Here is a 26626-nt window from a genome sequence, read left to right as displayed (position 1 = left end):
GGCGTCAGACGCGCATCGGCATCAGCACGTAAAGCGCCGGGCTGTTCTCGTCCTGGCGGATCAGCGTCGGCGCGCCGGCGTCGGCCAGGTGAAGTTCGACCGTGTCGCCCTCGATCTGGCCGAGGATGTCCTTGAGGTAATTGGCGTTGAAGCCGATCTCGAACCCGTCCGACTTGTAATCGGCGGGTACCTCTTCGGCGGCGGTGCCGTTGTCCGGGCTGGTCACCGACAGCGTGACGCGGTCGGGCTCGAGCGACATCTTGACCGCGCGGGTCTTCTCGGTGGCGATCGTCGCGACGCGGTCGACGCCCTGGTAGAACGACTTGGGATCGAGCCGCAGCAGCTTGTCGTTGCCCGTCGGGATGACCCGGCTGTAATCGGGGAAGGTGCCGTCGATCAGCTTGCTGGTCAGGACCACGCCGTTCTCGCCGCCCAGCGTGAAGCGGACCTTGCTGGGCGACAAGTCGATCAGGACGCTCGCGTCGAGCGCCTCCTCCAGCAGCTTGCGCAGCTCGGCCACGCATTTGCGCGGCACGATCACGTCGGGCATCCCCTCGGCGCCGTCGGGCCGCTTGATGGTGAAGCGCGCCAGGCGGTGCCCGTCGGTGGCGGCGGCCTTCAGCTCGTCGTCAGAGACGTGGAGGAAGATGCCGTTGAGGTAGTAGCGGGTTTCCTCGGTGCTGATCGCGAAACGGGTGCGGTCGATCAACTGTGCCAGCGTCGCCGCCGGAAGCTCGAAACTGGTGGGCAGGTCGCCTTCGACGATGACGGGGAAATCGTCGCGCGGCAGTGTCGGCAGCGAGAACCGGCTGCGCCCGGCCTTGACCGTCATCCGGTTCTCGGCGGTTTCCAGGCTGACCTGGCTGCCGTCGGGAAGCTTGCGGGCAATGTCGAACAGCAAGTGCGCCGAGACCGTGATCGCACCGGGCTGGTCGACCGATACCGCGCCCATCGTTTCGACCACCTGGATGTCCAGGTCGGTCGCCATCACGCGCAGCGTGCCGTCGCCGGACGCCTCGATCAGGACGTTGGAAAGGATCGGAATGGTGTTGCGCCGCTCGACGACGGACTGGACGTGCGACAGGCACCGCAGCAGCGTCGCGCGTTCGATCGTGGCCTTCATCGCCCTGTATTCCCCAAGCAGAGGCACGGACCCGGAATCGATCCGCACCGGAAATTTCCGGCCTCCATCCTTAACGGTCGGACTTGCCGGGGCAAGGCCGGGCCGGCCCCGGCCGGCCCGTATTTGGGGATAAATGGCGGATCAGGACAGCATCGCCATGCCGCCGTTGACGTGCAGCGTCTGCCCGGTGACGTAAGCCGCCTCGCGGCTGGCCAGGAACGCAACCGCGGCGCCGATTTCCGCGCCCTCGCCCATGCGGCCGGCGGGTATGCGGGCGTTGAGCGCCTCTTTCTGGGCGTCGGGCAGCACGTCGGTCATGGCGGTGCGGATGAAGCCTGGCGCGACGCAGTTGGCGGTGATGCCCCGGCTGGCGACTTCCTGCGCCAGCGCCTTGGTCATCGCGGTCAGCCCGCCCTTGGCCGCGGCGTAGTTGGTCTGCCCCGGATTGCCGGTCGCCCCGACGACGCTGGTGATGGTGACGATGCGGCCGAAGCGCGCCTTCATCATCGGCCGGGTGGCGGCGCGCATCAGGCGGAACGCGGCCTCGAGGTTGACGCGGATGACCGCGTCCCAATCCTCGTCCTTCATCCGCATGACCAGGTTGTCGCGCGTGATGCCGGCATTGTTCACCAGGATGTCGAGCTTGCCGAGCGTGTCGATCGCGGCGGGAACCAGCCGTTCGACCTGCTCGGCATCGGAAAGATCGCAGGTAATCTCGACGTGGTCGTGACCATAGGTCTCGTTAAGCTCGTCGCGAAAGGCGCGCAGCTTGGCTGGGTTGGAGCCGGACAGCGCCAGCCGGGCGCCCTGGCGTGCCAGCGCGTGGCTGATGGCGCTGCCGATGCCGCCGGCCGCGCCGGTTACCAGCGCGGTCATGCCGCTGAGGTCGAAAAGCCTGTCCATGCTCACAGCTCCTTTGCCAGGGCTTCGATGTCGCCCATCGCCACCACGCTGGTCACCTGCGCGCCCTCGGCCGAGCGCGTGATCATCGGGCCGAGCACTTTGCCGCCCAGTTCGACGAAGCGGTCCACGCCGGCGTCCTTCATCGCGATCGCGCTTTCGCGCCAGCGGACGCGGCCGGTAACTTGCTCGACGAGGAGCTTGGCCACGTCGGCCGGGTCGGTGACCGGGGCAGCGGTGACGTTGGCGTAAAGCGCGATGTGGAACGGCGTGGGCGGAGTCCTGCCCAGCGCCTCGGCCATCGCCGCAGCGGCCGGGGCCATCAGTGGGCAGTGGAACGGCGCCGAAACCGGCAGGATCACGCCGCGCTTGATGCCGAAGTCCTTCGCAAGCGCCACCGCGCGCTCGATCGCGCCCTTGTGGCCCGACAGCACGACCTGGCCGGGATCGTTGTCGTTGGCGACGGTGCAGACGTCTCCCTCGGCCGCCGCGTCGGCGAGCGCCTGCGCCTTGTCGAGATCGGCACCCAGCAGCGCGCACATCGCGCCGACGCCGACCGGGACCGCGGCCTGCATGGCTTGTCCCCGCAGCTTGAGCAGTCGGGCGGTGTCGGCCAGCGAGAACGCACCCGCCGCGCACAGCGCGCTGTATTCGCCCAGGCTGTGCCCGGCGACGAAATCGGCCTTGTCGGTCAGGACGATGCCGCAGTCCTTTTCCAGTACGCGCAGCACCGCGATCGCGTTCGCCATGATCGCGGGCTGGGCATTCTCCGTCAGCATCAGGGCATCGTCGGGCCCTGCGGCCATGATCGCCGACAGCTTCTGGCCGAGCGCATCGTCCACTTCCTCGAACACGGCACGGGCGGCGGCGCTGGCGGCGGCGAGTTCAACGCCCATGCCCACCTTCTGGCTGCCTTGCCCCGGAAAGACGAAGGCCTGCATCGCAATCTCCCAATTGGCTTACGGACCGCGGCGATTATGCGCCGAAGGTGCGCGGGGCAAGTCCGAAGGGAACGATCCTGTTGGCCGAATAGTGCCCGATCATCGCTTCGCCCAGGAAGGCGATGCCCCGCCGCCTGCACCAGTCGCGCGCGATGTCTTCCGGCTCGGCGCCGAAGGGCCGGTCATTATCGGGCACGTCGCTGACGCGGCCCAGCCGGATCCCGGCGATCCCGCCAAGCTGGGCGGTGACGTGGTTGAACAGGCGATCGACCGCATAGAGATGCTCGCAGATCTCCTCGACCTGGACGACGTGCCCGGCAAGGTCGGGCATCAGCGGGGTGCCGCATAGCATCGCCAGCGTGGTCAGGTTGAAGGCGACGGTGGGCCGCTCGTCGAGCGAGGGCTCGAGGCCGTCCGCCGCACCGCCCAGCCAGTCCAGCGCGCGGACGCCGGCGTCCTCGCCGCCGCCGGGGCGGCGCAAGTCGACCACCATCGGGGCGTGGACGGGCCGGCCGATGCCGGCGCGGTACAGCGCCCCCAGCATCATCCCCCCATCCGAATAGCCGAGATAGGCCTTCCTGCGCGCCGCCGGCCCCAGCCCGGCGATCGCCGCCTCGGCAATGCGGCCCGCGCCATAGCCGCCGCGCGCGAACCACACCGCGTCGAACGCCGGATCGTTGGCGCAGGCCAGGAACGCCGCCAGCCGCGCCTCGTCCGGGCCGGCGAAATGGCCATCCTCGAGGTAGCATTGCGGGTGGACGACCGCCTCGTGCCCGTGGGCCGCGGCCAGCGCGATCGCGCGGTCGCCCAGGTCCGGGGTAATCGGGCGCGACGGGGCGCAGATCGCGATGCGGGCCATCGCTGCGGCATACCGAGGTTGTCTTGCCGCGCAAGGCCGCATAGTCCCCGCTCCCATGTCTGCGCCCCTTTCCGCCGAGCCCACCGACCTTGCCGCCCAGCCGTGGTTTTTCTGCGGAATCGGCGGATCGGGCATGCTTCCGCTGGCGCTGATCCTGCACGGTCTGGGCGCCCAGGTCGCCGGCTCGGACCGCAGCCGCGACCAGGGCCGCACGCCGGAAAAGTTCGCCTGGCTGGAAAGCCTGGGCTTCGCGCTGCACCCGCAGGACGGCAGCGGGATCGTCTCGCCCGAGCAGCGACTGGTCGCGTCTGCCGCGGTCGAGGACACGGTGCCCGAGGTTGTCCGCGCTGCCGAACTGGGCTGCCAACGGATGAGCCGCGCCGATCTTTTGGCGCGCCTGTTCAACGCCGCGGGCAGCGGCATTGCCGTGGGCGGCACCAGCGGCAAGTCGACCGTCACCGGCATGATCGGCTGGGCGCTCACCGCCTGCGGCCGCGACCCCACGATCATGAACGGCGCGGTGATGAAGAACTTCGTCGCCCCCGATGCGCCGTTCGCCTCGGCCCGGGTCGGCGGCGGCGACCTGTTCGTGTCCGAGGTCGACGAGAGCGACGGTTCGATCGCGCTTTACCGTCCCGCCGTGGCCGTGCTCGGGAACGTCACCCTCGACCACAAGTCGCTGGAGGAGCTGCGTGAGCTGTTCGGCGCCTTTCTCGCGCACGCGGGCACCGCCGCCATCAATGCCGACGATGTTGAATCGCTTGCACTGGCCTCGCGAGCGCGCCGCGCGATCACTTTCGCAATCGACAACCCGGCGGCCGACATCGGCGTCGACCATTTCACGCAAGGGGCCACCACCCTGGACGCGGTCGTGGTCGATCGCCGGGACCAGTCGCGGCATGCGCTCGCGCTCCAGGTCCCGGGACGCCACAACCTGGCCAATGCCCTCGCCGCGATCGCCGCCTGCGACGCGGCCGGCTTGCCGGTGGCGAAAACCTGCGCGGCGCTGGCAGGCTATGCCGGGCTGGCCCGGCGCTTCGACATCGTCGGCGCCTCGCCAGGCGGCGTGACCGTGATCGACGATTTCGGCCACAACCCCGACAAGGTCGCCGCGACGCTGCGCACGCTCAAGGCACATCCGGGGCGGGTGATCGCGTTTTTCCAGCCGCATGGCTACGGTCCGCTGCGGCAGATGGGCGCGGAACTGGCGCAGACCTTTGCCGCCGAGCTCGGCAGCGAGGACCGCACCCTGCTGTGCGATCCGGTCTACTTCGGCGGCACTACCGATCGCAGCGTCGGCAGCGCGGAGATTGCCGCCGCGATCCGCGCCGCCGGCGGCGAAGCCGAACATATTGCCGACCGCGCCGCCTGCGCCGACCGCATCGCCGCCATCGCCCGCCCGGGTGACCGCGTGGTGGTCATGGGCGCGCGCGACGATACGCTCAGCCAGTTCGCCCGCGAACTGCTGGCGCGGCTATAGTTCACTCGACGGTGACGGATTTGGCCAGGTTGCGCGGCTGGTCGACGTCGGTGCCCTTCACCAGCGCAACGTGGTACGCCAGCAACTGCACCGGCACCGCGTAGACGATCGGCGCGATGAGCGGATGCACGCGCGGCATCTCGATGGTCGCGATACAGTCGTCGCCGGCTTCGGCCAGGCCCTCGGCATCGGAAATCAGCACGATCTTGCCGCCGCGCGCGCGCACTTCCTGCATGTTGGAGACGGTCTTCTCGAACAGCGGTCCCGACGGCGCCAGCACGATCACCGGCACGCTCTCGTCGATCAGCGCGATCGGGCCGTGCTTCATCTCGCCCGAAGCATAACCTTCAGCATGGATATAGCTGATTTCCTTGAGTTTTAACGCCCCTTCAAGTGCGAGCGGAAAGTCCGCGCCGCGGCCCAGGTACAGCACGTCGCGGGCCGGCGCGATCAGGTGCGCCATGGCGGCGATTTCCTCGTCGTGGTCGAGCGCGGCGTTGAGCGCGGCGGGCACCTGCAGCATGTGCGAGACGACCGCGATTTCCTCGGCGCGGTTCATCCGCCCCTTCTTCACCGCCAGGTGCGCCGACAGTGCGGCGAGCACCGCCAACTGGCACGTAAACGCCTTGGTCGAGGCGACGCCGATCTCTGGCCCGGCGTGCGTCGGCAGCAGCAGGTCGGCCTCGCGCGCCATCGAACTGGTCGGCACGTTGACGACGACCGCGATGGTCTGGCCTTCCGCCTTGCAGTGCCGCAGCGCCGCCAGCGTGTCCGCGGTTTCGCCCGATTGCGAGATGAACAGGGCCAGCCCGCCCGGCTCAAGCACCGGCTCGCGGTAGCGAAACTCGGATGCGAAATCGATGTCCACCGGCACGCGCGCGAACTGCTCGAACCAGTATTTCGCGACCATCCCGGCGTAATAGCTGGTCCCGCAGGCGACGATGGTGACGCGGCGTATCGCGGACAGGTCGAAATCGAATTGCGGCAGCGCCACCGACTGATCGCCCTGGCGCACGTAACTGTGCAGCGTCTGGGCGACGACGGTGGGCTGCTCGAAGATCTCCTTCTGCATGAAGTGGCGATAATTGCCCTTCTCGGTGGCGATGGCCGACGCGCCCGAGGTGACGATTTCACGCGCGACGGGGTTGTTGTCGGCGTCGCGGATCTGTGCGCCGTCGCGCGTGATGATCACCCAGTCCCCTTCCTCGAGATAAGTGATCCGCTGGGTCAGGGGCGCCAGCGCCAGCGCGTCGGAGCCGAGATAGGTCTCGCCCTCGCCGTAGCCTACCACCAAGGGCGATCCCAGCCGGGCGCCGATCAGCATGTCGGGGAACTGGCGGAACGCGATCGCCAGCGCGAAGGCGCCGCGCAGCTGCGGCAATACGGCGGCGACGGCAGCCTCCGGGCTTTCGCCGGCCTCGACCCGTTCCGAAAGGAGATGAGCGACGACCTCGGTATCGGTTTCGCTCTCGAAAGTTCGGCCGCGGGCGGTCAATCCTTCCTTGAGCTGGCGGAAATTCTCGATGATGCCGTTATGGACCAATGCCAGCTCGCCGGTGGCATGGGGGTGCGCATTGGCCGCGGTCGGGGCACCGTGCGTGGCCCAGCGGGTGTGGGCGATGCCGGTGTGGCCGGGCGCCGGGTGAACCTCCAGCTCGGCCACCAGGTTCATCAGCTTGCCAGGCGCGCGGCGGCGGATCAGTTCGCCATGATCGATCGTGCAGACCCCCGCGCTATCATAGCCGCGATACTCCATGCGCCGCAGCCCTTCGACCAACCGGGGGGCGACGGGCGCGGTGCCGACAATTCCGATAATTCCGCACATGGCAGCGCTGTACTTTCGTTAGGGTAGCGAAATCAGGCCTTTAAGCCCTTTTTCTTTTTCATGGCATCGTGAAAGCGATCGGCCCAGCCCGGTTTCACCAGCTGTTCGGCGCGCACCATCCGCAGTTCTCCCTCGCCGACATCGCGGCTGACTGCGCTGCCGGCAGCGACGATGGCGTCGGCGCCGATGCGAACGGGCGCCACCAGCGCACTGTTCGAACCGATAAAGGCACGCTCTCCGATGATGGTGCGGTGCTTGAAATAGCCGTCGTAATTGCAGGTGATCGTACCCGCGCCGATGTTGGCGCCCGCACCGACATCGGCGTCGCCGACGTAGGCCAGATGATTGGCCTTGGCGCCAACCCCCATCACCGCGTTCTTGATTTCGACGAAATTGCCGACGCGGGCCTTGGCTTCAAGCACCGCGCCGGGCCGCAGCCGGGCGTAAGGCCCGACTTGGCAGCCGGCGCCGACGCGCGCCCCCTCGAGATGGGAAAATGCCCTGATCGTCGCACCGTCGGCCACAGTGACGCCCGGCCCGAAAACCACGTTCTGCTCCACCGTCACGTCCCGGCCCAGGTCAGTGTCGAAGCTGAAGAAGACGGTGTCGGGGGCACGCAGCGTTACGCCCGCGTCCATCGCCTCGGTGCGCCGGAAGGCTTGCCACTGCGCCTCGGCCTCGGCCAGCTCGGCCCGGCTATTGATGCCGACGACTTCGTCCGACCGGTCCGTTACAACCACCGCGCTGCTGCGGCCCTGCGCATTGGCGATGTTGACCACGTCGACGAGGTAGTATTCGCCCGCCGCGTTGGCGTTGCCGACATCGTGCAGCAAGGCGAAAAGGTCGCTGGCACGGGCCGCCATCAGCCCGGAATTGCACAGCCGGCAGGCGCGCTCATCGTCCGTCGCGTCCTTGTGCTCGACCATCTTGGCGATGCGGCCGTCCTCGTGCGCCAGCACCCGGCCGTATTGCAGCGTGTCCGCGGGTTCGAAGCCCAGGACCACCACGGCCGGGCTATCGGGCGCATGGAGCCGCTCCACCATCGCGCGCATCGTCGCGGCGCGCACGAACGGGACGTCCCCGTAGAGGACCAGCACATCGCCGTCGAAGCCGGCCAGCGCGCTTTCGGCCTGGAGAACCGCGTGCCCGGTGCCAAGCTGTGGCTCCTGCACGACGATCGCCGCGCGCCCGCCCAACGCTGCTTCGAGTTGTTCGCGGCCCGAACCGACGACGACCGCCTGGCGCGCGGGCGAAAGCTGTGCCGCGCTGGCCAGCAGATGCTCGACCATCGGTTGGCCGGCGATCGGGTGCAGCACCTTGTGCAAGTCGCTTTTCATGCGCGTGCCCTTGCCCGCGGCAAGGACGACGATCGCGAGGTCACGTTCCATCATCCGCGCGCCATGGCAGCAAATCGCGGCGCTTTCCACCGGCTCTTTGTCGCCCTTGGTCGCGGGACCGATTCGCCCCGGCGCCCATTGCCGCTACGGCAAGCGGCGCTCCGGCCGGGGCGGTTGAAACCCGCGCCGCGCCGTGCCATCGCGGCCCTATTCCCCCTCCCCGGGACGGCAGCCAAGACGGAGAGACTGACATGACCATTTCGTTCAAGGACCGCGTCGCGATCGTCACCGGCGCCGGCGGCGGGCTGGGGCGCGCCTACGCGCTCGAACTCGGCAAGCGCGGCGCCAAGGTGGTCGTCAACGACCTGGGCGCATCGCGCGACGGCACCGGCCATTCGGACGCCGCGCTCAAGGTGGTTGAGGAAATCCGGGCCGCCGGCGGCGAGGCGATGGCCAACGGCGGCAGCGTGACCGAGTTTGCCCAGATGGAAGAAATGGTCGCGAAGGCGAAGGAAAAATGGGGCGGCGTCCACGTCCTCATCAACAACGCCGGCATCCTGCGCGACCGCACGTTCGTGAAAATGACCATGGAGGACTTCGACCTCGTCGTGCAGGTCCACCTGATGGGCTCGGCCAATTGCACCAAGGCGGTGTGGGACCTGATGCGCGAACAGAACTATGGCCGCATCCTGATGACCGCGTCGTCGACCGGACTGTTCGGCAATTTCGGCCAGTCCAACTACGGCGCCGCCAAGCTGGGCCTGGCCGGCCTGACCAAGACGCTGGCGCTGGAAGGCGCGAAGTACAACGTACGCGTCAACACGCTGGCCCCGGTCGCGGGCACGCGCATGACCGAAGACCTGGGCATGCCGGAGGCGTTCTTCCACGCCCTAGCGCCCGAGAACGTCGCCCCGATGGCGCTGTTCCTGGTAAGCGAGGACGCGCCCACCAACGTGATCGCCGGTGCAGGTGCCGGCGCCTACCACGCCGCCTACGTTACCCTGACTCCCGGCATCGCGCTGCCCCCGGCCGAGCGCACGCCCGAGGGAATCGCCGCGCACTGGGCAGAGATTACCGACCGGACCGGCGAGATCGTCCCCCAGTCCGGCGCCGAGCAGTCGCAGGTCGTCATGCAGGCGCTGGGCAAGCTGGCGCAAGACTAGGCGCAGGGCGCCTTACTGTATTGACGCGCTAATACACTTTGGGCATTCTCCCCCGATCGACAGGGGAGAATGTCCATGTATTCGCAAGCAGACATAGAGTCCGCGGTCGCCGCCGGCGTGCTGAGCCGCGACGCGGCCGAGGGGCTTCACGCGCATGCCCTGGGCCTGCGGCAGGCGCCGGTCGCCGATGAAGAGCACTTCCGCCTTCTCAGCGGTTTCAACGATATCTTCGTCACCATCGCGGCGTTGCTCATGCTCGGCGCCTGTGCCGGCATCGGCGCCGCGGTGGCGCCGGGCGTGGCGGGGCTGCTGGTCGCGGGCGCGGCTTGGGGCATGGCCGAATACTTCACCCGCCAGCGCCGCATGGCGCTGCCCTCGATCGTGCTGATGCTGGCCTTTGTCGGCGGTGTCATCGCAGTGCCGATCAATATCCTGGCGGAATCGCAGATGGACCCGTCCAACCGGACGGGTGCGCTGATCGGTGCGGGAATCGCCATCCTCGGCGCGGCCGCAGCCTGGATCCACTGGCGCCGCTTCATGGTGCCGATCACGGTGGCCGCCGGTGCCGCGGCCGCGGCCGCCACGGTTGTCGCGCTGATCATAGCGGCGGTGGCGCCCGCCACGGGCGACGGTGCCGAACGCGTGCTGCTGCCGCTGGTTTTTGCCGCCGGCATCGCGGTGTTCGCGCTGGCGATGCGGTGGGATATTTCCGATCGCGCGCGCGAGACCCGGCGCAGCGACGTCGCGTTCTGGTTGCATCTGCTGGCCGCGCCGATGATCGCACACCCGCTGTTCAACTGGCTGGGGGTGACCGACGGGGCCAACGTCACCGTGCTGTCTGCAGCAGGGGTGCTGGCAATTTACGCGCTGCTCGGCCTTGTGGCACTGGCGGTCGATCGCCGGGCGCTCCTCGTATCGGCGCTGGCCTATGTGCTGATCTCGATGACCTGGCTGTTCCGCCAATTCGGCATGGTCGAATTGAACTTCGCGATCACCGGCCTGGTTATAGGCAGCGCGCTGCTGATGCTGTCGGCGTTCTGGAGCACGATCCGCGCCGCGATCGTCACGCAGCTTCCCGTCGGCGTGCAGGCCCGCCTGCCCGAGCCGCGACTGGCGATAGCCTGACGGTAATGCAGGGAAGCGGGGCCATGGTGCCCTGCTTCCCTCGCGCGCTCAGGCGTCCACGACCTTGAGCAGCTTGCGCTCCAGCGGATAGAGCACGCCGGGCAGCTCGTGTCCGCGCTTGAGGACCTGGCCCGCTTCGCCGAACAACGTCCACATCCCTTGCTTGCCGCGCAGCGCAGGACGCTTTTCGATCCGCGCGGCCGGCCGCTCGGCGGCGCGGCGAAAGCCCGAAAAGCTGGCCGCATCGCGTCCGAAGTCCATCGCGTAGTCGCGCCATTCGCCGGCGGCAACCATGCGACCGTACAGGTCGAGGATGCGCTGCAGCTCGTCGCGGTCGAAACCGACCTGCAACGCGGCTTTCCCGCCAAGCGGAAACGGCGTGATCGTCGCGCTCAAGCCGCGGCGTCGCTTTCGCTGTCGGCAGCTGGCTTGGCGGCGCGCTTGCGCGGCTTTGCCGCCTCACGCTCGGCGATGAAGTCGGCCAGCCGCCCGCGCAGGGTTTCGATCTCGCACTGCAGTATTTCAAGCTTTTGCGTCGCGGGGTCGAAGCGCTCGCTGCAAGGCGTGCCATAGGGGACGAACCCGGTGGTCTCCTCGGTCACCTCGACCGGGGTCGGCTTGGCGGGGATGCCGATCATCGTCGCGCCCTCGGGCACATCCTTGGTGACGACCGCATTGGCACCGATCCGCGCGCCGGCGCCGACCATGATCGGCCCCAGGATCGCCGCGCCCAGGCTGACGATCACGCCGTTGCCAAGGGTCGGGTGACGTTTGCCGCCCTGCCCGTTGGTGGGATTGGTCCCGCCCAGCGTGGAGCCCTGGTAGATCGTGACGTCGTCACCGATTTCGGCCGTTTCGCCGATCACCACGAAGCCGTGATCGATGAACAGGTTGCGCCCGACCTTGGCGCCGGGATGGATGTCGATCGCGGTCAGGAACCGGGCGAGGTGATTGACGAAGCGGGCCAGGAAAAACAGCCGCCCTTCGAATAGCCAGTGAGCTACGCGGTGCAGGCCAACCGCAAGCACGCCGGGGTACAGCAGCACTTCCCAGCGCGATCGCGGAGCCGGGTCGCGCGCCACGATCGAATCCAGGTACGATATCAGCCGCTGTGCCATCGCACCATTTTCCTTTCAAAGCGCCGCTAAAGCAAGCGTGGCTGCTCGGCGCCGACGACCTCTTCCAGCGCATCGCGCCAGATCGACAGCGTCGGCGCTTGCTTGCGCTCAAGGCTCAGCCGGTCGATCACCGTCACCAGGCGCTCGATCCCAAGGTGGGAACGCGGCCCTCGCGGGACAAGGTAGGCCGCCGCCTCAGGCCCCAGCGCAAGCCCGCGCTGCGCGGCATGGACCGCGATCAGGTCGGCCAGCATCGCGTCGTCGGGCGCCGCAATCTCCAGGTGGAGCGCGGCCTTCAGGCGCGAACGCAAGTCGGGCAGCGCGATACCCCAGTGGCCGGGCGACACCACCAGCAGCAGCGGCACGCCGCTTTCCTGCGCGCGGTTCCAGCGGTGGAACAGGTCGTCCTCCGCGCAGGCCTGCGCGTCGTCGATCGCCTCGCCAAGGCCGTTTTCCTCGAACCATCGCGCGATCAGGCTGCGGCCGGAGCGCGGCGGTCCGGCCAGGATGGCGGTGCGGAAAGGCCATGAGCCTGGCGTGGCGAGCGCTTCGAGGACGGCGGCGTTGGCAGAGCCCACCACGATGCGCTGCGGCGCTGCGCCCGTCCCCGCCAGCGGCAAGGCGATCTGAGCCATCCCGCTACTTCTTGATCGTGAACGACGTGCCGCCGCCGGACACCGTGTAACCGCGCAGTTTCAGCGCGGCGGCCAGGTTGGCCGTGTCGCCGCTGAAACCAACGCGCATCACCGACGTCCCGCCCAGCGCCAGGCTGGACGTCGCCGCCGATTCGACCCCCGGAACCGAACGGACCGCGGTCAATGTGGCGTCGACGGCTGCGGCATCGGGCGAGGCGAATTGGATCGTCACCAGCGTGCCCTGGGTCGGCGCCTCGGTGGCGGCGGTACTGGGCGCGGCGGTTGGCGCGGCGGCGGGGCGATCGGCGGCATCGGCCGCCGCGATCAGCGACGCCAAAGCCGGGTCCAGCGACGGCCGCTGCGCTTCCAGGGTCGGATCGGGCTTGAGCAGCCCGTCGCTGAGCGCGCGGGCATACATTCCGTCGATCCGCACCACGGCCTGCGCCAGCATCTTGGGCAGCGACGCTTCGTCGGGCGCGGTCATCGTAAAGTTGCCGAGCCAGGTGTTGTCGGGGCCGTAGCGGGCCGTGAACGTCCCGTGGACCGGCCCGCCCGGCCACTCCCGCTCGAGCCGGGCCTCGGGCACGATGACGTCGCTGGCGCCCATCTGGTCAAGGACGTTGCGCCACCACAGGCGGCTGCGCCGCGCCGGCTGGCCGGCGGTGATCAGCAGCGAATCGCTGCCGTTGCCGACCGGACGGACATAGTCGATCGGGCTGGCACCGATGTGGAAGTTCGCCCATGCGCGCTGCCATGCGCCGCGCACTTCATAGACCTGCGCGGTGCCGCCTTCGTAAAGCACCGGGATCACCAGCAGCGGCGCCGAGCGATGGGCCTGACCGTCCCCGGCGCCGACGTATTGCCCGGCCCGCGTGCGGTCGAAAATGACGCCCAGCGTGGCGATATAACGCCGCGGGCCGATCTGCTCGCGCTGGACGACCACGGCGGAGACCATCGATTCGATCTGGCCATCGGGCATGGCGGGCCCGCCGATCTTCTCCCACGCCTTGCGCTGAGCCTCGTGCCAGCCGTTGAGGCGGGCCTCGTCGGCGGTGGCGCCGGTGGTCTCGACCTGGACATCGTCGACCTGGATGTCCTGCGAACCGGCGATCGGGATGATGCCGCGATCACCCTCGATCTGCGCCACGAGCGCCGGCCCTGCGATCAGCGCCAGCACGCCGAGCGCCGCAGCGCCTAGCGCAAGCGCGCGCTTGCGGGCGGCTGCGGGGCCGGGACGCCACCGTGGGCCGGAAGGAACGAGCGCGAATGCCATCGGGGATACGGAGGGCCTTTTGCCCAAACGGTCATGGAAATCCAAGCGCGAAAAGGCTAGGCGCGCGGCCATGTCAGACAAGGCGCCGGAAAGCTCGGGGAAAACCCCTTACACTTACGAGGCCGCCGGCGTGTCGATCGCCGCCGGCAACGCGCTGGTCAAGGCGATCGGACCACTTGCCCGATCGACCGCGCGACCGGGCGCAGATGCGGAACTGGGCGGGTTCGGCGCCTTTTTCGATCCGCGCGCGGCCGGTTACCGCGACCCGCTGCTGGTTGCCGCCAACGACGGGGTCGGCACCAAGGTAAAGCTGGCGATCGATCACGACCGCCATGACCGGATTGGCATCGACCTGGTCGCGATGTGCGTCAACGACCTGATCGTCCAGGGCGCCGAACCGCTGTTTTTTCTCGACTATTTCGCCACCGGGAAGCTCGAGCCCGGGATCGCCGAGCGTGTCGTCGCCGGCATCGCCGAGGGTTGCCGCATTGCCGGCTGCGCGCTGATCGGCGGTGAGACGGCCGAGATGCCGGGCATGTACGCGCCGGGCGACTACGATCTCGCCGGTTTCTGCGTCGGCGCAGTCGAACGGGGAGAGCAACTCACCGGCGACCGCGTGACGGCGGGCGACGTCCTGATCGGCCTGGCCAGCTCGGGCGTCCACTCCAACGGCTATTCGCTGGTCCGCCGCCTTGCCGCCGACAAGGGCTGGAAGATGGACCGCCCGGCGCTGTTCGACGCCGATCGCGTTCTGGTCGACCACCTGATCGAGCCGACGCGAATCTACGTGAAGAGCCTGCTGCCACAGGTCCGGGCAGGCCGCATTCACGCGCTGGCCCACATCACCGGCGGAGGGTTGCTGGAGAACGTCCCGCGCGTTCTTCCCGAAGGTCTCCACGCGATGATCGACGCCGACGCCTGGGAGCAGCCGCGCCTGATGGCGTTCCTGCAGGCGCAAGGCGGGATCGAGCCGGCCGAAATGGCGCGCACCTTCAATTGCGGGATCGGGATGATTCTCGCGGTCGGTCACGACGACGTTCACGGCGTGGTCGAGGAACTGGAGGCGGCAGGCGAAACCGTCCTGCGCGTCGGCGAGATCGTGCCCGGCCCGCGCGGCTGCACGGTGTCGGGCAGCGCCGGGACCTGGAGCGCGCGCGAGCCCTGGGAAGCCTCGCACGTTGGTTGACGCCGCGCGGCCACGGGCGCGGGTCGCCGTCCTGATCTCGGGCAGCGGCACCAACATGGCCGCGCTGCTCTATGCCAGCCGCGCCGCCGATTGCCCGTACGAGATCGTGCTCGTCGCCGCCAATGACCCTGGAGCTGCCGGGCTGAATCTGGCCGCGGCCGAGGGAGTCGCGACGTTCGCGCTGTCGCACAAGGGCATGGACCGCCCCGCGCACGAGGCCCGCCTTGATGCCGCCCTGCGCGATGCGGGCGCGCAATTCGTGGCGCTTGCCGGCTACATGCGCGTGCTGACCGAAGACTTCGTGGTGCGCTGGGAGGGCCGGATCCTGAACGTCCATCCGTCGTTGCTGCCGCTGTACAAGGGATTGCACACGCACCACCAGGCGCTCGTCAACGGCGATTCGCACGGCGGCTGCAGCGTCCATGTCGTCACCCCGGCGCTCGACGATGGACCGGTGCTGGGCCAGACCCCGGTAGCGATCCTGCCGGGCGACACGCCCGATACGCTTGCCGCGCGGGTGCTGATCGCCGAGCACCAGCTCTATTCGCGCTGCCTGGCAGGCTACGTCATGCGTGAGCGTTCGCCCGAATACCTGGTCGCCCAGGTTCGTGCCCGTGCGCTTGGCTTGCCCGAGAGCGACGAGGTCGTCAGCCACGGGATGCCCTGCTTCGGGATCGCGAAAGGCAAGAAGTTCGCCTACGTGGCCGTCGATCACCACGGCGACGGGCGTATCGCGCTGCTGGTCAAGATCAGCGGCGCCGACGAGCAGGCGGCGCTCATCGACATGGACGAGGCGCGCTATTTCCGCCCCGCATACTTCGGCGATGGCTGGATCGCGATCCGGCTCGACCTGGGCGACACCGATTGGGACACCGTCGCCGACCGGCTCGAACGCAGCTGGCGCAGCGTCGCGCCCCGGCGGCTGACCGCGCTGCTGGACGCTGCCGACGCCTTCTAAGGCCGCGAAAAAGGCCGCCGGATCGCTCCGGCGGCCCATCATTCGCGAAACCTTGACGGATTAGCCGACGATTTCTTCGGGCTTGAAGAAGTAAGCGATTTCGATCGCCGCGTTCTCGTCCGAATCCGAGCCGTGCACGGTGTTGGCCTCGATCGATTCGGCCAGTTCCTTGCGGATCGTGCCCGGTTCGGCGTTGGCGGGATTGGTGGCGCCCATGATGTCGCGGTTGCGCTGCATGGCGTTCTCACCCTCGAGCACCTGGACCACGACCGGGCCGCTGGTCATGAACTCGACCAGTTCGCCGAAGAAGGGGCGTTCCTTGTGAACCGCGTAAAAGCCCTCGGCCTGCTCGCGGGTCATGTGGATGCGCTTGGAGGCGACGACGCGCAGGCCGGCGTCTTCCAGCATCTTGGTGACGGCGCCGGTCAGGTTGCGGCGGGTGGCATCGGGCTTGATGATCGAAAAGGTGCGGGTGGCCGCCATTGCAGTCTTCCTTGCGAAACGGATTGTGGTTGATTTGCGCGCGCCCCTAGCCGGGAACCGCCGGCGCGGCAAGGCGCGCGCGTCAGGCGCGCTGTTCCCACTTGCCGCCGACCTGCTCCCAGTAGCGGCGTTCGACCCCTTCGGCGGCGTCCAGCGCGCGCCAGCGGGCGCGGGCATCCTCGATCGTCGCCTTGTCGAACAGCAGGAACACGCGCTCGAAACCCAGCGCCTCGTCGCGCCAGCGCCCGTCGGCAAGCGCCACGAAGCGCGCACCGTTGGCGGCCTCGCACGTGTCGGACAGCAGGATCGGTTGGCGCTCGTCATCGCGACCGCCGGCAAAGCCGTGCGCCAGGAAGCTTTCGGGCCGCTGCGTCCACAGCGCGGTGTCGATCGCGGCCAGCAGGCCGGCCTCGGCACTTACCACCAGCATCCGCTCCCCCGCGGACAGCGTCGCGCGGGCCAGGGCGGCCAGCGCGATGTCCGCGGGATCGCGGCTGAGCTGGTAGAAATCGACCTTCACCCGCCCGCCTTTCCTGACGTTCCCCGCCGGCACCGCTCGGAGCAGTACTTGACCTGCTCCCAGTCGCGCGCCCACTTCCTGCGCCACGCGAACGGCAGGCCGCAGCCGACGCAGGTCTTGCTCGGCAAGTCCGCCTTGCGCCGCATGCGCGGCACGGCGCCTCAACTCTCGAGCGTGTCGCGCACGAAGCGGTCGAGCACGCGCACGCCAAACCCGGTCGCGCCCTTGTCCCAGGTGGCGCCGGGCTTGGACGCCCAGACCATTCCGGCAATGTCGAGGTGCGCCCACGGCATCCCCTTCTTGACGAAGCGCTGGATGAACTGCGCCGCGGTGATCGAGCCGCCTTCGCGCGGGCCGACGTTCTTCATGTCGGCGATCGGGCTGTCGATCAGCTTGTCGTAGGCAGGCGAAAGCGGGAAACGCCACAGCTTGTCGCCGCTGGCCTTGCCGGCCGCGACCAGTCCATCGGCCAGGGCATCGTCGTTGGAGAACAGGCCGCCGTGCTCATGCCCCAGCGAGATGATCATCGCCCCGGTCAGTGTGGCCAGGTCGACAATGCGGGCGGGCTTGATCTTTTCCTGCACCCAGGTGATCGCGTCGCACAGCACCAGCCGCCCCTCGGCATCGGTGTTGATCACCTCGACCGTCTGGCCGTCCATCGTGGTGACCACGTCGCCCGGGCGCTGGGCGTTGCCGTCGGGCATGTTCTCGACCAGGCCGCACACGCCGACGACGTTGGCCTTCGCCTTGCGCCTGGCTAGCGCCAGCATCGTGCCGGCGACCGCGCCGGCGCCCCCCATGTCCCACTTCATGTCTTCCATTCCGGCCGGCGGCTTCAGGCTGATGCCGCCGGTGTCGAAGGTTACGCCCTTGCCGACAAACGCGGTCGGCTGCGCATCGCCGCCGCCGTTCCAGCGCATGACCAGCAGCCGCGGCGGGCGCGCCGAGCCCTGCGCGACGCCCAGCAGCGCGCCCATGCCGAGAGCCTTCATCGCCTTCTCGTCAAGGACCTCCACGGTGACGCCGCTGCCCTCGAGCCGGGCGGTCACACGCTCGACGAATGTCTCGGGGTAGATGATGTTCGCGGGCTCCGCGACCAGTTCGCGCGTCAGATCGAGCCCCTCGGCCAGCGCCGCCTCGACCTGCCAGGCCGCTTCGGCGCCGTCAGGTGCGCCGACGACCGTGATCGTTTCCAGCGTGCGCTTCTGCTCATCGGGCAGCTTGGTCCGATACGCGTCGTGGCGCCACGAACGCAGCCGCGCGCCAAGCAGCACCGCCGCCACGTCCGCCGCCGACAGGCTGCTGCCGGTGAAATCGATCGTCAGGGCCTTCGCACCCGAGCACCCGTACTTGGCGGCGAGCGCGGCGCCGGCGCGCTCAAGCGCGCCGCTGCGCCCCTCGGCGTCCTTGCCCGAACCCACCAGCACCTGGCAGGAGACCGCCTCGCCGTTCGCCACGAAGGCTTCGACCAGCTGCCCGGTCTTGCCGGTGAAACGAGCCGCGCGCGCAGCCTCCGCCATAACCGGCGCGAGGTCGGCAGGGAGCGAGTCCTGGCCGACGACACGGGCAACGGGACCGGCGGGTGCGGCGGCGGAGGCGAAGACGATCTGCATGGGGAAAAGCCTGTATTGCTGGCCGGGATCGAAAGCACGGCGACCGCGGCGCCCGGCGGGTTGGATGGCATTGCAGTTAGGGCGCGCCGGTGCGATAGGCAAGCCATGGTCCCCCGTTCGCGGCCCCGGTTGCCGGCCCTTTCGATTCTTCGGCAAAGGTGGCGCGGCGGTGCCGCCGTGCTGGCGCTGACGCTGTCAGCGACGCCCGCGCTGGCGCAGGACGCCGCCGTCTCCCCCACGCAAAGCGCAGATCCGCTGGCCCAGCCGGTCCCGCCCACGCCGCCCGTGGTCGGCGGCCCCGCCCCGACCGCCGACGCCGATCGCATCGGGTTCGAGGCCAACGGCGTGGAATACAATTCCGATGCCGACACAATCACCGCCACCGGCAACGTCGTGCTGCGACGCGAAGACCAGTCGGTGCGCGCCGACGCGATCACCTATAACCGCAAGAGCGGCCAGATCGTCGCCACCGGCAACGTCCGCTTCGTCGACCAGGACGGCAACCAGCTGTTTTCCGACCGGGTCGAACTGACGGACGAACTCAAGGCCGGGGGCATCGACAATCTGCTGCTGGCCCTGCGCGAAGGCGGCCGCCTGGCCGCGGTTCGCGGCGAGCGTGACGCCAATGGCAGCATCCTGCTGACCAAGGCTGCCTACACCGCCTGCGCGGTCGAGGACGGCAATGGTTGCCCCAAGAAGCCAAGCTGGCGGATCACTGCCCAGCGGGTGGTGTACAACCCGCAGACCAAGCGCGTGCAGTTCCGCAACGCCCGCCTGGAAGTGTTCGGGATCGGGCTGGTGCCGCTGCCGGGGCTGACGATCTCCACCGACGGCCGCGCGGTCTCGGGCCTGCTGGTCCCCGACATTCGCCTGTCGGCCTCGAACGGGGTCGAGCTTTCGGACACCTATTACGTCAAGCTGTCGGACAGCGCCGACCTGGGCGTGACCGGCTATGTCTACACCAAGGCGCTGCCGATGGTGTCGGCCCAGTACCGCCAGTTGCTGGGCATCGGCGCCTTCCAGGTGACCGGCTATGCCACCCGCAGCCGCCGCATCACGATTTCGGGCGCGCCGACCAGCCAGACTGATTTTCGCGGCTATGTATTCGCCAACGGCAAGCTGCAGTTCGACCCGTACTGGAGCCTGACCGCTTCGATTCGCGTCGCTTCAGACCGTACGTTCCTGCGCCGCTACGACATCAGCCGCGACGACCGGCTGCGCTCGATGGTCGATCTTGAGCGGATTGCCACCGACAGTTATTTCTCGCTGGCCGGGTGGGCCACGCAGACCCTGCGCGTGGGCGACACCCAGGGCCAGGTGCCGATTGCCCTGCCCGAACTCGACTGGCGCCAGCGCCTGGCCGATCCCGTCCTGGGCGGCCGGGTTGAGCTGCAACTCAACACCCTGGCGATCACGCGGCGCGAAGGTCAGGACACCCAGCGCGCCTTCGCCCGGGCCCAGTGGGAGATGCGCCGGATCACGCCATGGGGCCAGGAACTGACGCTGACCGCGCTGGCCCGCGCCGACCTCTACCATTCGGATGAGAACTTCCTGACCTCGACCGCGGTCTATCGCGGCAATCCCGGGTGGGAGCATCGCGCCTTCGCTACCGCGGCGGCCGACCTCAAGTGGCCGCTGATCGGCGAATTCCTGGGCGGCACCCAGGTGCTGACCCCGCGTATCCAGCTGGTCGCCAGCCCTGAAGTGCCCAATCTAAACGTTCCCAACGAGGACGCCCGCGCGGTCGACCTGGAAGATTCCAACCTCTTTGCGCTCAACCGCTTCCCCGGCTACGACCGGGTCGAGGGCGGCGCGCGCGTGACGTATGGTCTCGACTGGCAGCTTGAGCGGCCGGGCCTTCGGATCGCCACGACCATCGGACAGTCCTACCGCCTGACGCACGACAATTCGCTATTGCCCAGCGGCACCGGCCTGGCCGACCGCTTGTCGGACATCGTCGGCCGCACGGAAGTGCGCTTCAAGGACTATATCAAGGTCACGCACCGCTTCCGGCTCGACAAGGACAGCTTCACCGTCCGCCGCAACGAGTTCGACGCCGCGGTCGGCACCGCCGGGACTTATGCCGAGGTCGGCTACTTGCGGCTCAACCGCGATATCACCGCGGTCGAGGATTTGCAGGACCGCGAGGAGCTGCGCCTGGCTGGCCGGATCGAGTTCAAGCGCTTCTGGTCGGCGTTCGGATCGGCGGTCATCAACCTGACCGACCGGGCGGAAGATCCGACCAACACCTCCGACGGATTCCAGCCGCTGCGCACGCGCCTCGGCGTCGCTTACGAAGACGATTGCCTGGAACTGGGCGTGACCTGGCGGCGCGACTACGTGGCGACAGGCGACGCGCGGCGCGGCAACACCTTCCAGATCCACTTCGCGCTCAAGAACCTCGGCTTCCGGTAGGATGGACGGTCCTAAGCCCCCGCGCGAGGCGCGGATCGCCCGCGCCCGCTTCCGCGCCTGGCACCGCGGCACGCGCGAGGCCGATTTCGTGGTCGGCGGTTTCTTCGACCGCTACCACGCCGCCTGGGACGATGCCGCGCTGGACTGGTTCGAGGAGCTGCTGGATGAGCAGGACGTCGATATCCTGGCCTGGGCGCTTGGCGTCGCGGCGCCAGCACCGCGCCTCGATGGGCCGCTGATGGCGGCGCTGCGGCGGCTCGACTACGTGGAAATGCCCGGCTAGGAGGCGGGCGAAACCGCTCCCCGCACGCCATATTCCGGCGCGCGGGGCACTTGCCGTTGCCCGTAGCGAAGGTGCGGGAAACCAACGCGTCTGCCAGGACTTTGCCACTTTCATGCCCGATCTTGCCCGCATCACCGCCTCTGCCGCTCCGCTGACCCTCTCGTCCGTCGCCCGCGGTGCGCAGCCGCTGGTCATGGCCGACCTCGCGCGCGCCGCGAAGAGCGGCCGCGCGGTGTTCGTCGCCGCCGACGAAGCGGCGATGCGCAGTGTTGCCGAAGCGGCGGGCTTCTTCGCGCCCGAGATCGAGGTGATCGAGTTTCCGGCCTGGGACTGCCTCCCCTACGACCGGGCCAGCCCCGCCCTGTCGGTCAGCGCGCGGCGGCTGGCGGCCCTGCACCGGCTGCAGAACAAGGGCGCTGCGCCGCAGCTGCTGGTCACCACCATCAACGCGCTGCTGCAGCGCGTGCTGACGCCGTTTCGCGTGCGCGAATCGGTGCGATCGCTGAAGCCGAAACTGGAAATCGGCCGCGAGAGCCTGACCGCGCTGCTGCAGCGCCAGGGCTATTCGCGCACCGACACCGTCGCCGACGCGGGCGAATACGCGGTGCGCGGGTCGATCTTCGATATCTACCCCTCGGGCCTTGGCCAGGGTCTGCGGCTCGACTTCTTCGGCGACGAACTGGAAACGCTTCGCACCTTCGATCCGGTCACGCAGCTGTCGACCGGGACGGTGCCCGAACACCTGCTGCTGCCCGCCAGCGAGGCGCTGCTCGACGAGGCGACGATCAAGCGCTTCAGGTCGCGCTATGTCGAACTGTTCGGCGCCAACGCCACCGCCGATCCGCTGTACGGCGCAGTCAGCGAAGGTCGCCGCCTGGCGGGCATGGAGCACTGGCTGCCGCTGTTCGAGGACAAGCTGGTCACGCTGTTCGATCACCTGGCCGTGGGCGACCTCGTGGTCGCCGACGGCGCCGCGCTGGGCGCCGCGGACGAGCGGCTGTCGGACATCGCCGACTACTACCAGGCCCGCACCGACACCGCCGGCAAGGCGGCGGGCAGCTATCGTCCGCTGAAACCCGCCGCGCTGTATCTTACGCGCGAGGAGATCGACGCGGCGGTGGCCGACCGGCCGATCCACAAGACTGACATCTTCGCCCGCCCCGACGACGCCGGCAGCCTTGACTTTGGCTTCACCTCGGGCCGCGATTTCGCGCCCGAGCGCGCGCGCGGCGACAACGTTTACGAAGCGGCGGCGCGCTACCTTACCGGCGCGACTGCGCAGGGCCGCAAGGCGATCCTGGCCGCCTATACCGAGGGCAGCCGCCAGCGGCTCGCCGCGATCCTGGGCGAAGCGGTTCGCCCCGTCCCGGTGATGGCGGATACCTGGCAGGAAGCGCTTGGCCTGGCCGCCGCCAGTGGCAAGAACGGAGGCGCGCCGGTGGCGCTGGTGCTACCGCTCGAAACCGGGTTCGCCAATGCCGAGATCGACCTGGTCACAGAGCAGGACATCCTGGGTGACCGGCTCGTCCGCCGCAAGAAGCGCCGCAAGTCCGCGGACGCCTTCCTGGCCGAACTGGCGGCGCTGACCCCGGGCGATCTCGTCGTCCACATGGACCACGGGATCGGCCGCTACGAAGGACTCCAGTCGATCCCCGTCGGCGATAGCCCGCACGACTGCGTGATGCTGGAGTACAACGGCGGCGACAAGCTCTATATCCCGGTCGAGAACCTCGAGGTCCTGTCCCGCTATGGCAGCGAGAGCGAAGCCGTCGCGCTCGACCGGCTGGGCGGCGAAGCCTGGCAAAAGCGCCGCGCCCGGCTGAAGGAGCGCATCCGCGAGATCGCGCACGAACTGCTCAAGACCGCCGCCGCGCGCGCGCTGCGCCAGGCTCCGGTCCTGCAGCCCGAAGCCGCCTCGTTCGAGCAGTTCACCGACCGCTTCCCGTGGGAGGAGACCGACGACCAGGACCGCGCTATCGAAGACGTGCTGGGCGACCTTGCCACCGGCCGCCCGATGGACCGGCTGGTCTGCGGCGATGTCGGCTTCGGCAAGACCGAAGTCGCGCTGCGCGCCGCCTTCGTGGCCGCCATGGGGGGGCGCCAGGTCGCGGTGGTGGCGCCAACCACGCTGCTGGCCCGCCAGCACTACAGCAACTTCAAGGACCGCTTCGCCGGTTTCCCCCTCGAGGTCGGGCGCCTGTCGCGCCTCGTGCCGGCAAAGGAAACGGCCGAGACCAAGGACAAGCTGGCCGACGGAACGATGGACGTCGTGATCGGGACGCACGCGATCCTGTCCAAGACGGTGCGGTTCAAGGACCTCGGCCTCGTGATCGTCGACGAGGAGCAGCGCTTCGGCGTCACGCACAAGGAAAAGCTCAAGCAGCTGCGCGCCGACGTCCATGTCCTGACGCTGACCGCCACGCCGATCCCGCGGACGCTGCAGATGGCGATGTCGGGCCTGCGCGAGCTGTCCACGATCCAGACCCCGCCGGTCGACCGCCTGGCGGTCAGGACCTACGTCATGGAATGGGACGACATGGTGATGCGCGAGGCGCTGCTGCGCGAGCATCATCGCGGCGGCCAGTCCTTCATCGTCGTCCCGCGCATCGCCGACATGGCCGAAGTCGAGGAATGGCTGCGCAATACCGTGCCCGAAGTGCGCTCCGTCTCCGCCCATGGCCAGATGAGCCCGACCGAGGTCGAGGAGCGAATGGGCGCGTTCTATGAAAAGAAGTACGACGTCCTGCTGTCGACCACGATCGTGGAAAGCGGGCTCGACATTCCCAGCGCCAATACGATCATCATCCACCGCGCCGACCGTTTCGGCCTGGCCCAGCTCTATCAGCTGCGCGGGCGCGTCGGGCGCTCCAAGCTGCGGGCCTATGCGTACCTGACCCATCCGGCCGACACGCAGCTGTCCGAAGTCGCTGAAAAGCGCCTCAAGGTGCTGGGCGATCTGGACAGCCTGGGCGCGGGTTTCCAGCTTGCCAGCCACGACCTCGACATTCGCGGCGCGGGCAACCTGCTGGGCGATGAGCAGTCGGGCCATATCCGCGAAGTCGGCTTCGAATTGTACCAGTCGATGCTAGAAGACGCGATCCTTGCCGCCAGGGCGGGCGAGATCGGCCTGTCGAGGGAGCGTGAGCGATTCAGCCCGCAGATCACGGTCGACGCGCCGATCATGATCCCGGAAGAGTACGTTCCCGACCTTGCCGTCCGCATGGCGCTCTATCGCCGCCTCAACGACGCCGACGACGCCCGCGAGATCGAGGCCATCAGCGCCGAGATGATCGACCGCTTCGGCAAGCTGCCCGCCGCGACCGCCAACCTGGTCAAGCTGATCGGGATCAAGCGCCAGGCGATCGATGCCAATATCGCCAAGATCGACGTCGGGGCGAAAGGCACGCTGGTTACCTTCCACAACGACGAGTTTCCCGATCCCGCCGGGCTGGTCGCCTACGCTGCGCGTCTCGAGGGCACCATCAAGCTGCGCCCCGACCACAAGCTGGTCGTCAACCGCGCCTGGGGCGATCCAAGGGCGCGACTTAACGGGCTGATGCAGCTGACCAAGGGCCTCAGCCAGATCGCGAGCAGGACACGCGAGGAGACGAAGGCGGCGTGATTGCCAAAACCCGCCCCCGTCCCTAGCCTTTCGGTCATGGACCAGCCGCGCCTTGCCCTGATCGCCTCGCCCACCGCCCGTGCGCAGGACGCCGCCGCTGCGCTGGCCGAGGAGGCGCAGTTCGTGCCGCTCGCCGAAGCCGAGGTCGCGGTCGTACTGGGCGGCGACGGCTTCATGCTGCAGACCCTCCACCACATGCTCGACGATGGACGGGTCATCCCGGCCTACGGGATGAACTGGGGCACGATCGGCTTCATCATGAACCGCCAGGCCAGCCGCCGCAGCCTGGCCGACCGGGTGGCGCGCGCGCGCCGCATCGCGGTCAACCCGCTGCTGATGGCCGCCACCACCGGCAGCGGCGAGGAGGCCACCTTCTGCGCCATCAACGAAGTCTCGCTGCTGCGCGAAACCCGCCAGACCGCCAAGCTGGAGGTGAGCGTCAACGGCAAGGTCAGGCTGCCGGAACTGGCCGGCGACGGCATCCTGGTGGCCACGCCGGTTGGCTCCACGGCCTACAACTTGTCCGCGAACGGGCCCATCCTGCCGCTGGGTTCCGCGATGCTGGCGCTGACGCCGATCAGCCCGTTCCGCCCGCGGCGCTGGCGCGGTGCGATTCTTCCCGACAATTACGAGATCGCTTTCCGCGTGCTCGAGCCTGAAAAGCGCCCCGTCGCTGCCGTGGCCGACCAGAAGGAGCTGCGCGACGTCCACGAGGTGCGCGTCCGTGTCGCGCGTGAGCGCCAGCTGACGTTGCTGTTCGATCCCGGCAAGAGCCTGGAGGAACGGATTTTCGCCGAACAGTTCCAGTCGTGAATTGCCCGCGCGGATGCTCTTGCCAAGCGGGCGCGCGCTGTTATAGGCGCACCCCTGCCTGAGGGCTGCTCCCCGATAGCTCAGCGGTAGAGTAGGTGACTGTTAATCACTTGGTCGTTGGTTCGAATCCAACTCGGGGAGCCAGATTTTGCAAAAGCCCGCCGGAAACGGCGGGCTTTTCGCGTTTCGGGCCACAACTCTCGGGCGCGCGCCGATTCAGCCCAGCAGCAGCCGGGAGCCGGCGTAGACGGTCAGCGCCGCGGTCAGCCAGCGGATGACCCTCTCCGGCAGCAGCCGCACCGCCAGGTGCGTGCCGATCTGCCCGCCCGCGATCACCGCGATCAGCAGCGGCCAATGCGCGGCCGCGGCCTGACCGAACGCCGCTGGCCCGGACTTGGCGAGCTGGCCCAGCAGCCCGGTGACCGAGTTGATGAGGATGAACAGCGCCGTCGTCGCCGCGATCTGCCGCGCCCCGGCCCACCGCGCAAGGTGCAGTAGCGGCGCGAAGAAGATGCCGCCGCCAATACCCACCAGCCCCGCCAGGTAGCCCAGCGGCACCGCCGCGACCGGCGCGAGACGCGCGATCGGCAGCGGGCGCTGCTCGCGCTCTGCGGCGCGCGGCAGCAGCAGCGCCAGCCCCGCCGCGACCAGGCTGAGGCCGAGCACGACCAGGAAGGTCTCCTGCCGGATCGGCGTCAGCCCGCCGAGAAACGCTGCCGGCGCCGCCAGCAGCGACAGAGTCAGCGCCTTGCGCCACGGGGTGACGCCCGCGCGCGCGAACTGGACGGTGCTGGCGCTGACGACCACGATGTTGCAGGCCAGGCTGACGATCGGCAGCAGCCGGTAGTCGAACCCGCTCAGCGCCAGCAGCGCGTTGTACGTCGATCCGCCGCCGAAGCCGACAGAGGCGTAGAGAAGCGCGGTGATGAAGAAGCCGGCGATCAGGATCATCGG

24 protein-coding genes and 1 tRNA gene are annotated in these 26626 nt (G+C 68.7%); 10 read left to right on the top strand and 15 right to left on the bottom strand.

Going from position 1 to position 26626, the window contains the following annotated elements:
* Positions 1 to 4 precede the first annotated feature (4 nt).
* From dnaN to ACOYW6_RS02605, 4 genes are all read right to left on the bottom strand, one after another.
* Positions 5 to 1123 (bottom strand): DNA polymerase III subunit beta, encoded by a 1119-nt coding sequence (gene dnaN / locus ACOYW6_RS02620; protein WP_423142265.1) that lies wholly within the window; start codon positions 1121 to 1123, stop codon positions 5 to 7.
* A gap of 141 nt (positions 1124 to 1264) precedes the next feature.
* Positions 1265 to 2026, bottom strand: a complete 762-nt coding sequence (fabG, locus tag ACOYW6_RS02615) for a 3-oxoacyl-[acyl-carrier-protein] reductase (RefSeq protein WP_423142264.1) — start codon at positions 2024 to 2026, stop codon at positions 1265 to 1267.
* A 2-nt stretch (positions 2027 to 2028) separates the two neighbouring features.
* Positions 2029 to 2964 (bottom strand): ACP S-malonyltransferase, encoded by a 936-nt coding sequence (fabD, locus tag ACOYW6_RS02610; RefSeq protein ID WP_423142263.1) that lies wholly within the window; start codon positions 2962 to 2964, stop codon positions 2029 to 2031.
* 34 nt (positions 2965 to 2998) lie between these two features.
* Entirely contained in the window at positions 2999 to 3823 is an 825-nt protein-coding gene (locus ACOYW6_RS02605) for an LD-carboxypeptidase (protein WP_423142262.1), read from the bottom strand.
* Positions 3824 to 3878: 55 nt separating this feature from the next.
* Here ACOYW6_RS02605 and ACOYW6_RS02600 point away from each other — a divergent pair, with 55 nt between their 5' ends.
* A complete protein-coding gene (locus ACOYW6_RS02600) occupies positions 3879 to 5303 on the top strand; it encodes a glutamate ligase domain-containing protein (RefSeq protein WP_423142261.1) in 1425 nt (474 codons plus the stop codon).
* Position 5304: 1 nt separating this feature from the next.
* Here ACOYW6_RS02600 and glmS read toward each other — a convergent pair whose 3' ends face one another.
* Both glmS and glmU read right to left on the bottom strand, forming a co-directional pair.
* Positions 5305 to 7128 carry a glutamine--fructose-6-phosphate transaminase (isomerizing) gene (gene glmS, locus ACOYW6_RS02595; RefSeq protein WP_423142260.1) on the bottom strand — a complete coding sequence of 608 codons (1824 nt, stop codon included), beginning with the start codon at positions 7126 to 7128 and terminating at the stop codon, positions 5305 to 5307.
* 32 nt (positions 7129 to 7160) lie between these two features.
* Entirely contained in the window at positions 7161 to 8519 is a 1359-nt protein-coding gene (gene glmU / locus ACOYW6_RS02590) for a bifunctional UDP-N-acetylglucosamine diphosphorylase/glucosamine-1-phosphate N-acetyltransferase GlmU (protein WP_423142259.1), read from the bottom strand.
* 197 nt (positions 8520 to 8716) lie between these two features.
* On the opposite strand from glmU, the gene ACOYW6_RS02585 reads away from it, so the two are divergent.
* On the top strand, positions 8717 to 9628 hold the full coding sequence (locus ACOYW6_RS02585) for an SDR family NAD(P)-dependent oxidoreductase (RefSeq protein WP_423142258.1): 912 nt from the start codon (positions 8717 to 8719) through the stop codon (positions 9626 to 9628).
* A gap of 75 nt (positions 9629 to 9703) precedes the next feature.
* Positions 9704 to 10753, top strand: coding sequence for a hypothetical protein (locus ACOYW6_RS02580; protein ID WP_423142257.1), 1050 nt, complete (start codon positions 9704 to 9706; stop codon positions 10751 to 10753).
* Positions 10754 to 10801: 48 nt separating this feature from the next.
* Here the strand turns inward: ACOYW6_RS02580 and ACOYW6_RS02575 are convergent, their stop codons facing one another.
* The 4 genes from ACOYW6_RS02575 to ACOYW6_RS02560 are packed head-to-tail and all read right to left on the bottom strand — an operon-like array spanning position 10802 to position 13779.
* A complete protein-coding gene (locus ACOYW6_RS02575; RefSeq protein WP_423142256.1) occupies positions 10802 to 11149 on the bottom strand; it encodes a DUF2794 domain-containing protein in 348 nt (115 codons plus the stop codon).
* Positions 11146 to 11871 (bottom strand): serine O-acetyltransferase EpsC, encoded by a 726-nt coding sequence (gene epsC / locus ACOYW6_RS02570; RefSeq protein ID WP_423142255.1) that lies wholly within the window; start codon positions 11869 to 11871, stop codon positions 11146 to 11148. The genes ACOYW6_RS02575 and epsC overlap by 4 nt, the downstream gene beginning before the upstream one ends.
* A 26-nt stretch (positions 11872 to 11897) precedes the next feature.
* The gene (locus ACOYW6_RS02565; RefSeq protein ID WP_423142254.1) at positions 11898 to 12506 is read right to left on the bottom strand and encodes an ATPase; all 609 of its coding nucleotides are present in this window, start codon (positions 12504 to 12506) and stop codon (positions 11898 to 11900) included.
* Between the two features lie 4 nt (positions 12507 to 12510).
* Positions 12511 to 13779, bottom strand: a complete 1269-nt coding sequence (locus tag ACOYW6_RS02560) for a heavy-metal-associated domain-containing protein (RefSeq protein ID WP_423142253.1) — start codon at positions 13777 to 13779, stop codon at positions 12511 to 12513.
* A gap of 70 nt (positions 13780 to 13849) precedes the next feature.
* Here ACOYW6_RS02560 and purM point away from each other — a divergent pair, with 70 nt between their 5' ends.
* Positions 13850 to 14965 carry a phosphoribosylformylglycinamidine cyclo-ligase gene (gene purM, locus ACOYW6_RS02555; RefSeq protein WP_423142252.1) on the top strand — a complete coding sequence of 372 codons (1116 nt, stop codon included), beginning with the start codon at positions 13850 to 13852 and terminating at the stop codon, positions 14963 to 14965.
* A gap of 55 nt (positions 14966 to 15020) precedes the next feature.
* Positions 15021 to 15923 carry a formyltransferase family protein gene (locus ACOYW6_RS02550; protein WP_423143048.1) on the top strand — a complete coding sequence of 301 codons (903 nt, stop codon included), beginning with the start codon at positions 15021 to 15023 and terminating at the stop codon, positions 15921 to 15923.
* A 60-nt stretch (positions 15924 to 15983) separates the two neighbouring features.
* On the opposite strand, the gene ndk is transcribed toward ACOYW6_RS02550, so the two are convergent.
* The 4 genes from ndk to ACOYW6_RS02530 form a co-directional block, all read right to left on the bottom strand.
* Positions 15984 to 16406, bottom strand: coding sequence for a nucleoside-diphosphate kinase (gene ndk, locus ACOYW6_RS02545; protein ID WP_423142251.1), 423 nt, complete (start codon positions 16404 to 16406; stop codon positions 15984 to 15986).
* 82 nt (positions 16407 to 16488) lie between these two features.
* Complete coding sequence (locus ACOYW6_RS02540; protein WP_423142250.1) at positions 16489 to 16926, bottom strand: DNA polymerase III subunit chi; 438 nt, start codon at positions 16924 to 16926, stop codon at positions 16489 to 16491.
* Positions 16923 to 17072, bottom strand: coding sequence for a DUF2256 domain-containing protein (locus ACOYW6_RS02535; protein WP_423143047.1), 150 nt, complete (start codon positions 17070 to 17072; stop codon positions 16923 to 16925). The genes ACOYW6_RS02540 and ACOYW6_RS02535 overlap by 4 nt, the downstream gene beginning before the upstream one ends.
* A gap of 15 nt (positions 17073 to 17087) precedes the next feature.
* Complete coding sequence (locus ACOYW6_RS02530) at positions 17088 to 18539, bottom strand: leucyl aminopeptidase (RefSeq protein WP_423142249.1); 1452 nt, start codon at positions 18537 to 18539, stop codon at positions 17088 to 17090.
* Between the two features lie 105 nt (positions 18540 to 18644).
* Here ACOYW6_RS02530 and ACOYW6_RS02525 point away from each other — a divergent pair, with 105 nt between their 5' ends.
* The 5 genes from ACOYW6_RS02525 (at position 18645) to ACOYW6_RS02505 (ending at position 25816) form a co-directional block, all read left to right on the top strand.
* Positions 18645 to 20954, top strand: a complete 2310-nt coding sequence (locus ACOYW6_RS02525; RefSeq protein WP_423142248.1) for an LPS-assembly protein LptD — start codon at positions 18645 to 18647, stop codon at positions 20952 to 20954.
* 1 nt (position 20955) lies between these two features.
* Positions 20956 to 21237, top strand: a complete 282-nt coding sequence (locus ACOYW6_RS02520; protein ID WP_423142247.1) for a succinate dehydrogenase assembly factor 2 — start codon at positions 20956 to 20958, stop codon at positions 21235 to 21237.
* Between the two features lie 112 nt (positions 21238 to 21349).
* Entirely contained in the window at positions 21350 to 24859 is a 3510-nt protein-coding gene (gene mfd, locus ACOYW6_RS02515; protein ID WP_423142246.1) for a transcription-repair coupling factor, read from the top strand.
* A 36-nt stretch (positions 24860 to 24895) separates the two neighbouring features.
* Positions 24896 to 25672 (top strand): NAD kinase, encoded by a 777-nt coding sequence (locus ACOYW6_RS02510; protein ID WP_423142245.1) that lies wholly within the window; start codon positions 24896 to 24898, stop codon positions 25670 to 25672.
* 69 nt (positions 25673 to 25741) lie between these two features.
* Positions 25742 to 25816 (top strand) — tRNA-Asn (locus ACOYW6_RS02505).
* Positions 25817 to 25888: 72 nt separating this feature from the next.
* Here ACOYW6_RS02505 and ACOYW6_RS02500 read toward each other — a convergent pair.
* Positions 25889 to 26623: a sulfite exporter TauE/SafE family protein gene (locus ACOYW6_RS02500; RefSeq protein WP_423142244.1), complete on the bottom strand. Its 735-nt coding sequence runs from the start codon at positions 26621 to 26623 to the stop codon at positions 25889 to 25891.
* Positions 26624 to 26626 lie beyond the last annotated feature (3 nt).

The organism is Parablastomonas sp. CN1-191, assembly GCF_049354825.1.
Lineage (GTDB): Bacteria > Pseudomonadota > Alphaproteobacteria > Sphingomonadales > Sphingomonadaceae > Novosphingobium.
Note: the sequence above shows the minus strand (reverse complement) of the source record. Positions and strands in the feature narration are given on the sequence as shown.

Bases quoted from the DNA above. Each gene is read 5' to 3' on its own strand.
- dnaN (WP_423142265.1), bottom strand. From the start codon at position 1,123: ATGAAGGCCACGATCGAACGCGCGACGCTGCTGCGGTGCCTGTCGCAC.
- fabG (WP_423142264.1), bottom strand. From the start codon at position 2,026: ATGGACAGGCTTTTCGACCTCAGCGGCATGACCGCGCTGGTAACCGGC.
- fabD (WP_423142263.1), bottom strand. From the start codon at position 2,964: ATGCAGGCCTTCGTCTTTCCGGGGCAAGGCAGCCAGAAGGTGGGCATG.
- ACOYW6_RS02605 (WP_423142262.1), bottom strand. From the start codon at position 3,823: ATGGCCCGCATCGCGATCTGCGCCCCGTCGCGCCCGATTACCCCGGAC.
- ACOYW6_RS02600 (WP_423142261.1), top strand. From the start codon at position 3,879: ATGTCTGCGCCCCTTTCCGCCGAGCCCACCGACCTTGCCGCCCAGCCG.
- glmS (WP_423142260.1), bottom strand. From the start codon at position 7,128: ATGTGCGGAATTATCGGAATTGTCGGCACCGCGCCCGTCGCCCCCCGG.
- glmU (WP_423142259.1), bottom strand. From the start codon at position 8,519: ATGATGGAACGTGACCTCGCGATCGTCGTCCTTGCCGCGGGCAAGGGC.
- ACOYW6_RS02585 (WP_423142258.1), top strand. From the start codon at position 8,717: ATGACCATTTCGTTCAAGGACCGCGTCGCGATCGTCACCGGCGCCGGC.
- ACOYW6_RS02580 (WP_423142257.1), top strand. From the start codon at position 9,704: ATGTATTCGCAAGCAGACATAGAGTCCGCGGTCGCCGCCGGCGTGCTG.
- epsC (WP_423142255.1), bottom strand. From the start codon at position 11,871: ATGGCACAGCGGCTGATATCGTACCTGGATTCGATCGTGGCGCGCGAC.
- ACOYW6_RS02565 (WP_423142254.1), bottom strand. From the start codon at position 12,506: ATGGCTCAGATCGCCTTGCCGCTGGCGGGGACGGGCGCAGCGCCGCAG.
- ACOYW6_RS02560 (WP_423142253.1), bottom strand. From the start codon at position 13,779: ATGGCATTCGCGCTCGTTCCTTCCGGCCCACGGTGGCGTCCCGGCCCC.
- purM (WP_423142252.1), top strand. From the start codon at position 13,850: ATGTCAGACAAGGCGCCGGAAAGCTCGGGGAAAACCCCTTACACTTAC.
- ACOYW6_RS02550 (WP_423143048.1), top strand. From the start codon at position 15,021: ATGGCCGCGCTGCTCTATGCCAGCCGCGCCGCCGATTGCCCGTACGAG.
- ndk (WP_423142251.1), bottom strand. From the start codon at position 16,406: ATGGCGGCCACCCGCACCTTTTCGATCATCAAGCCCGATGCCACCCGC.
- ACOYW6_RS02535 (WP_423143047.1), bottom strand. From the start codon at position 17,072: ATGCGGCGCAAGGCGGACTTGCCGAGCAAGACCTGCGTCGGCTGCGGC.
- ACOYW6_RS02530 (WP_423142249.1), bottom strand. From the start codon at position 18,539: ATGCAGATCGTCTTCGCCTCCGCCGCCGCACCCGCCGGTCCCGTTGCC.
- ACOYW6_RS02525 (WP_423142248.1), top strand. From the start codon at position 18,645: ATGGTCCCCCGTTCGCGGCCCCGGTTGCCGGCCCTTTCGATTCTTCGG.
- ACOYW6_RS02520 (WP_423142247.1), top strand. From the start codon at position 20,956: ATGGACGGTCCTAAGCCCCCGCGCGAGGCGCGGATCGCCCGCGCCCGC.
- mfd (WP_423142246.1), top strand. From the start codon at position 21,350: ATGCCCGATCTTGCCCGCATCACCGCCTCTGCCGCTCCGCTGACCCTC.
- ACOYW6_RS02510 (WP_423142245.1), top strand. From the start codon at position 24,896: ATGGACCAGCCGCGCCTTGCCCTGATCGCCTCGCCCACCGCCCGTGCG.
- ACOYW6_RS02500 (WP_423142244.1), bottom strand. From the start codon at position 26,623: ATGATCCTGATCGCCGGCTTCTTCATCACCGCGCTTCTCTACGCCTCT.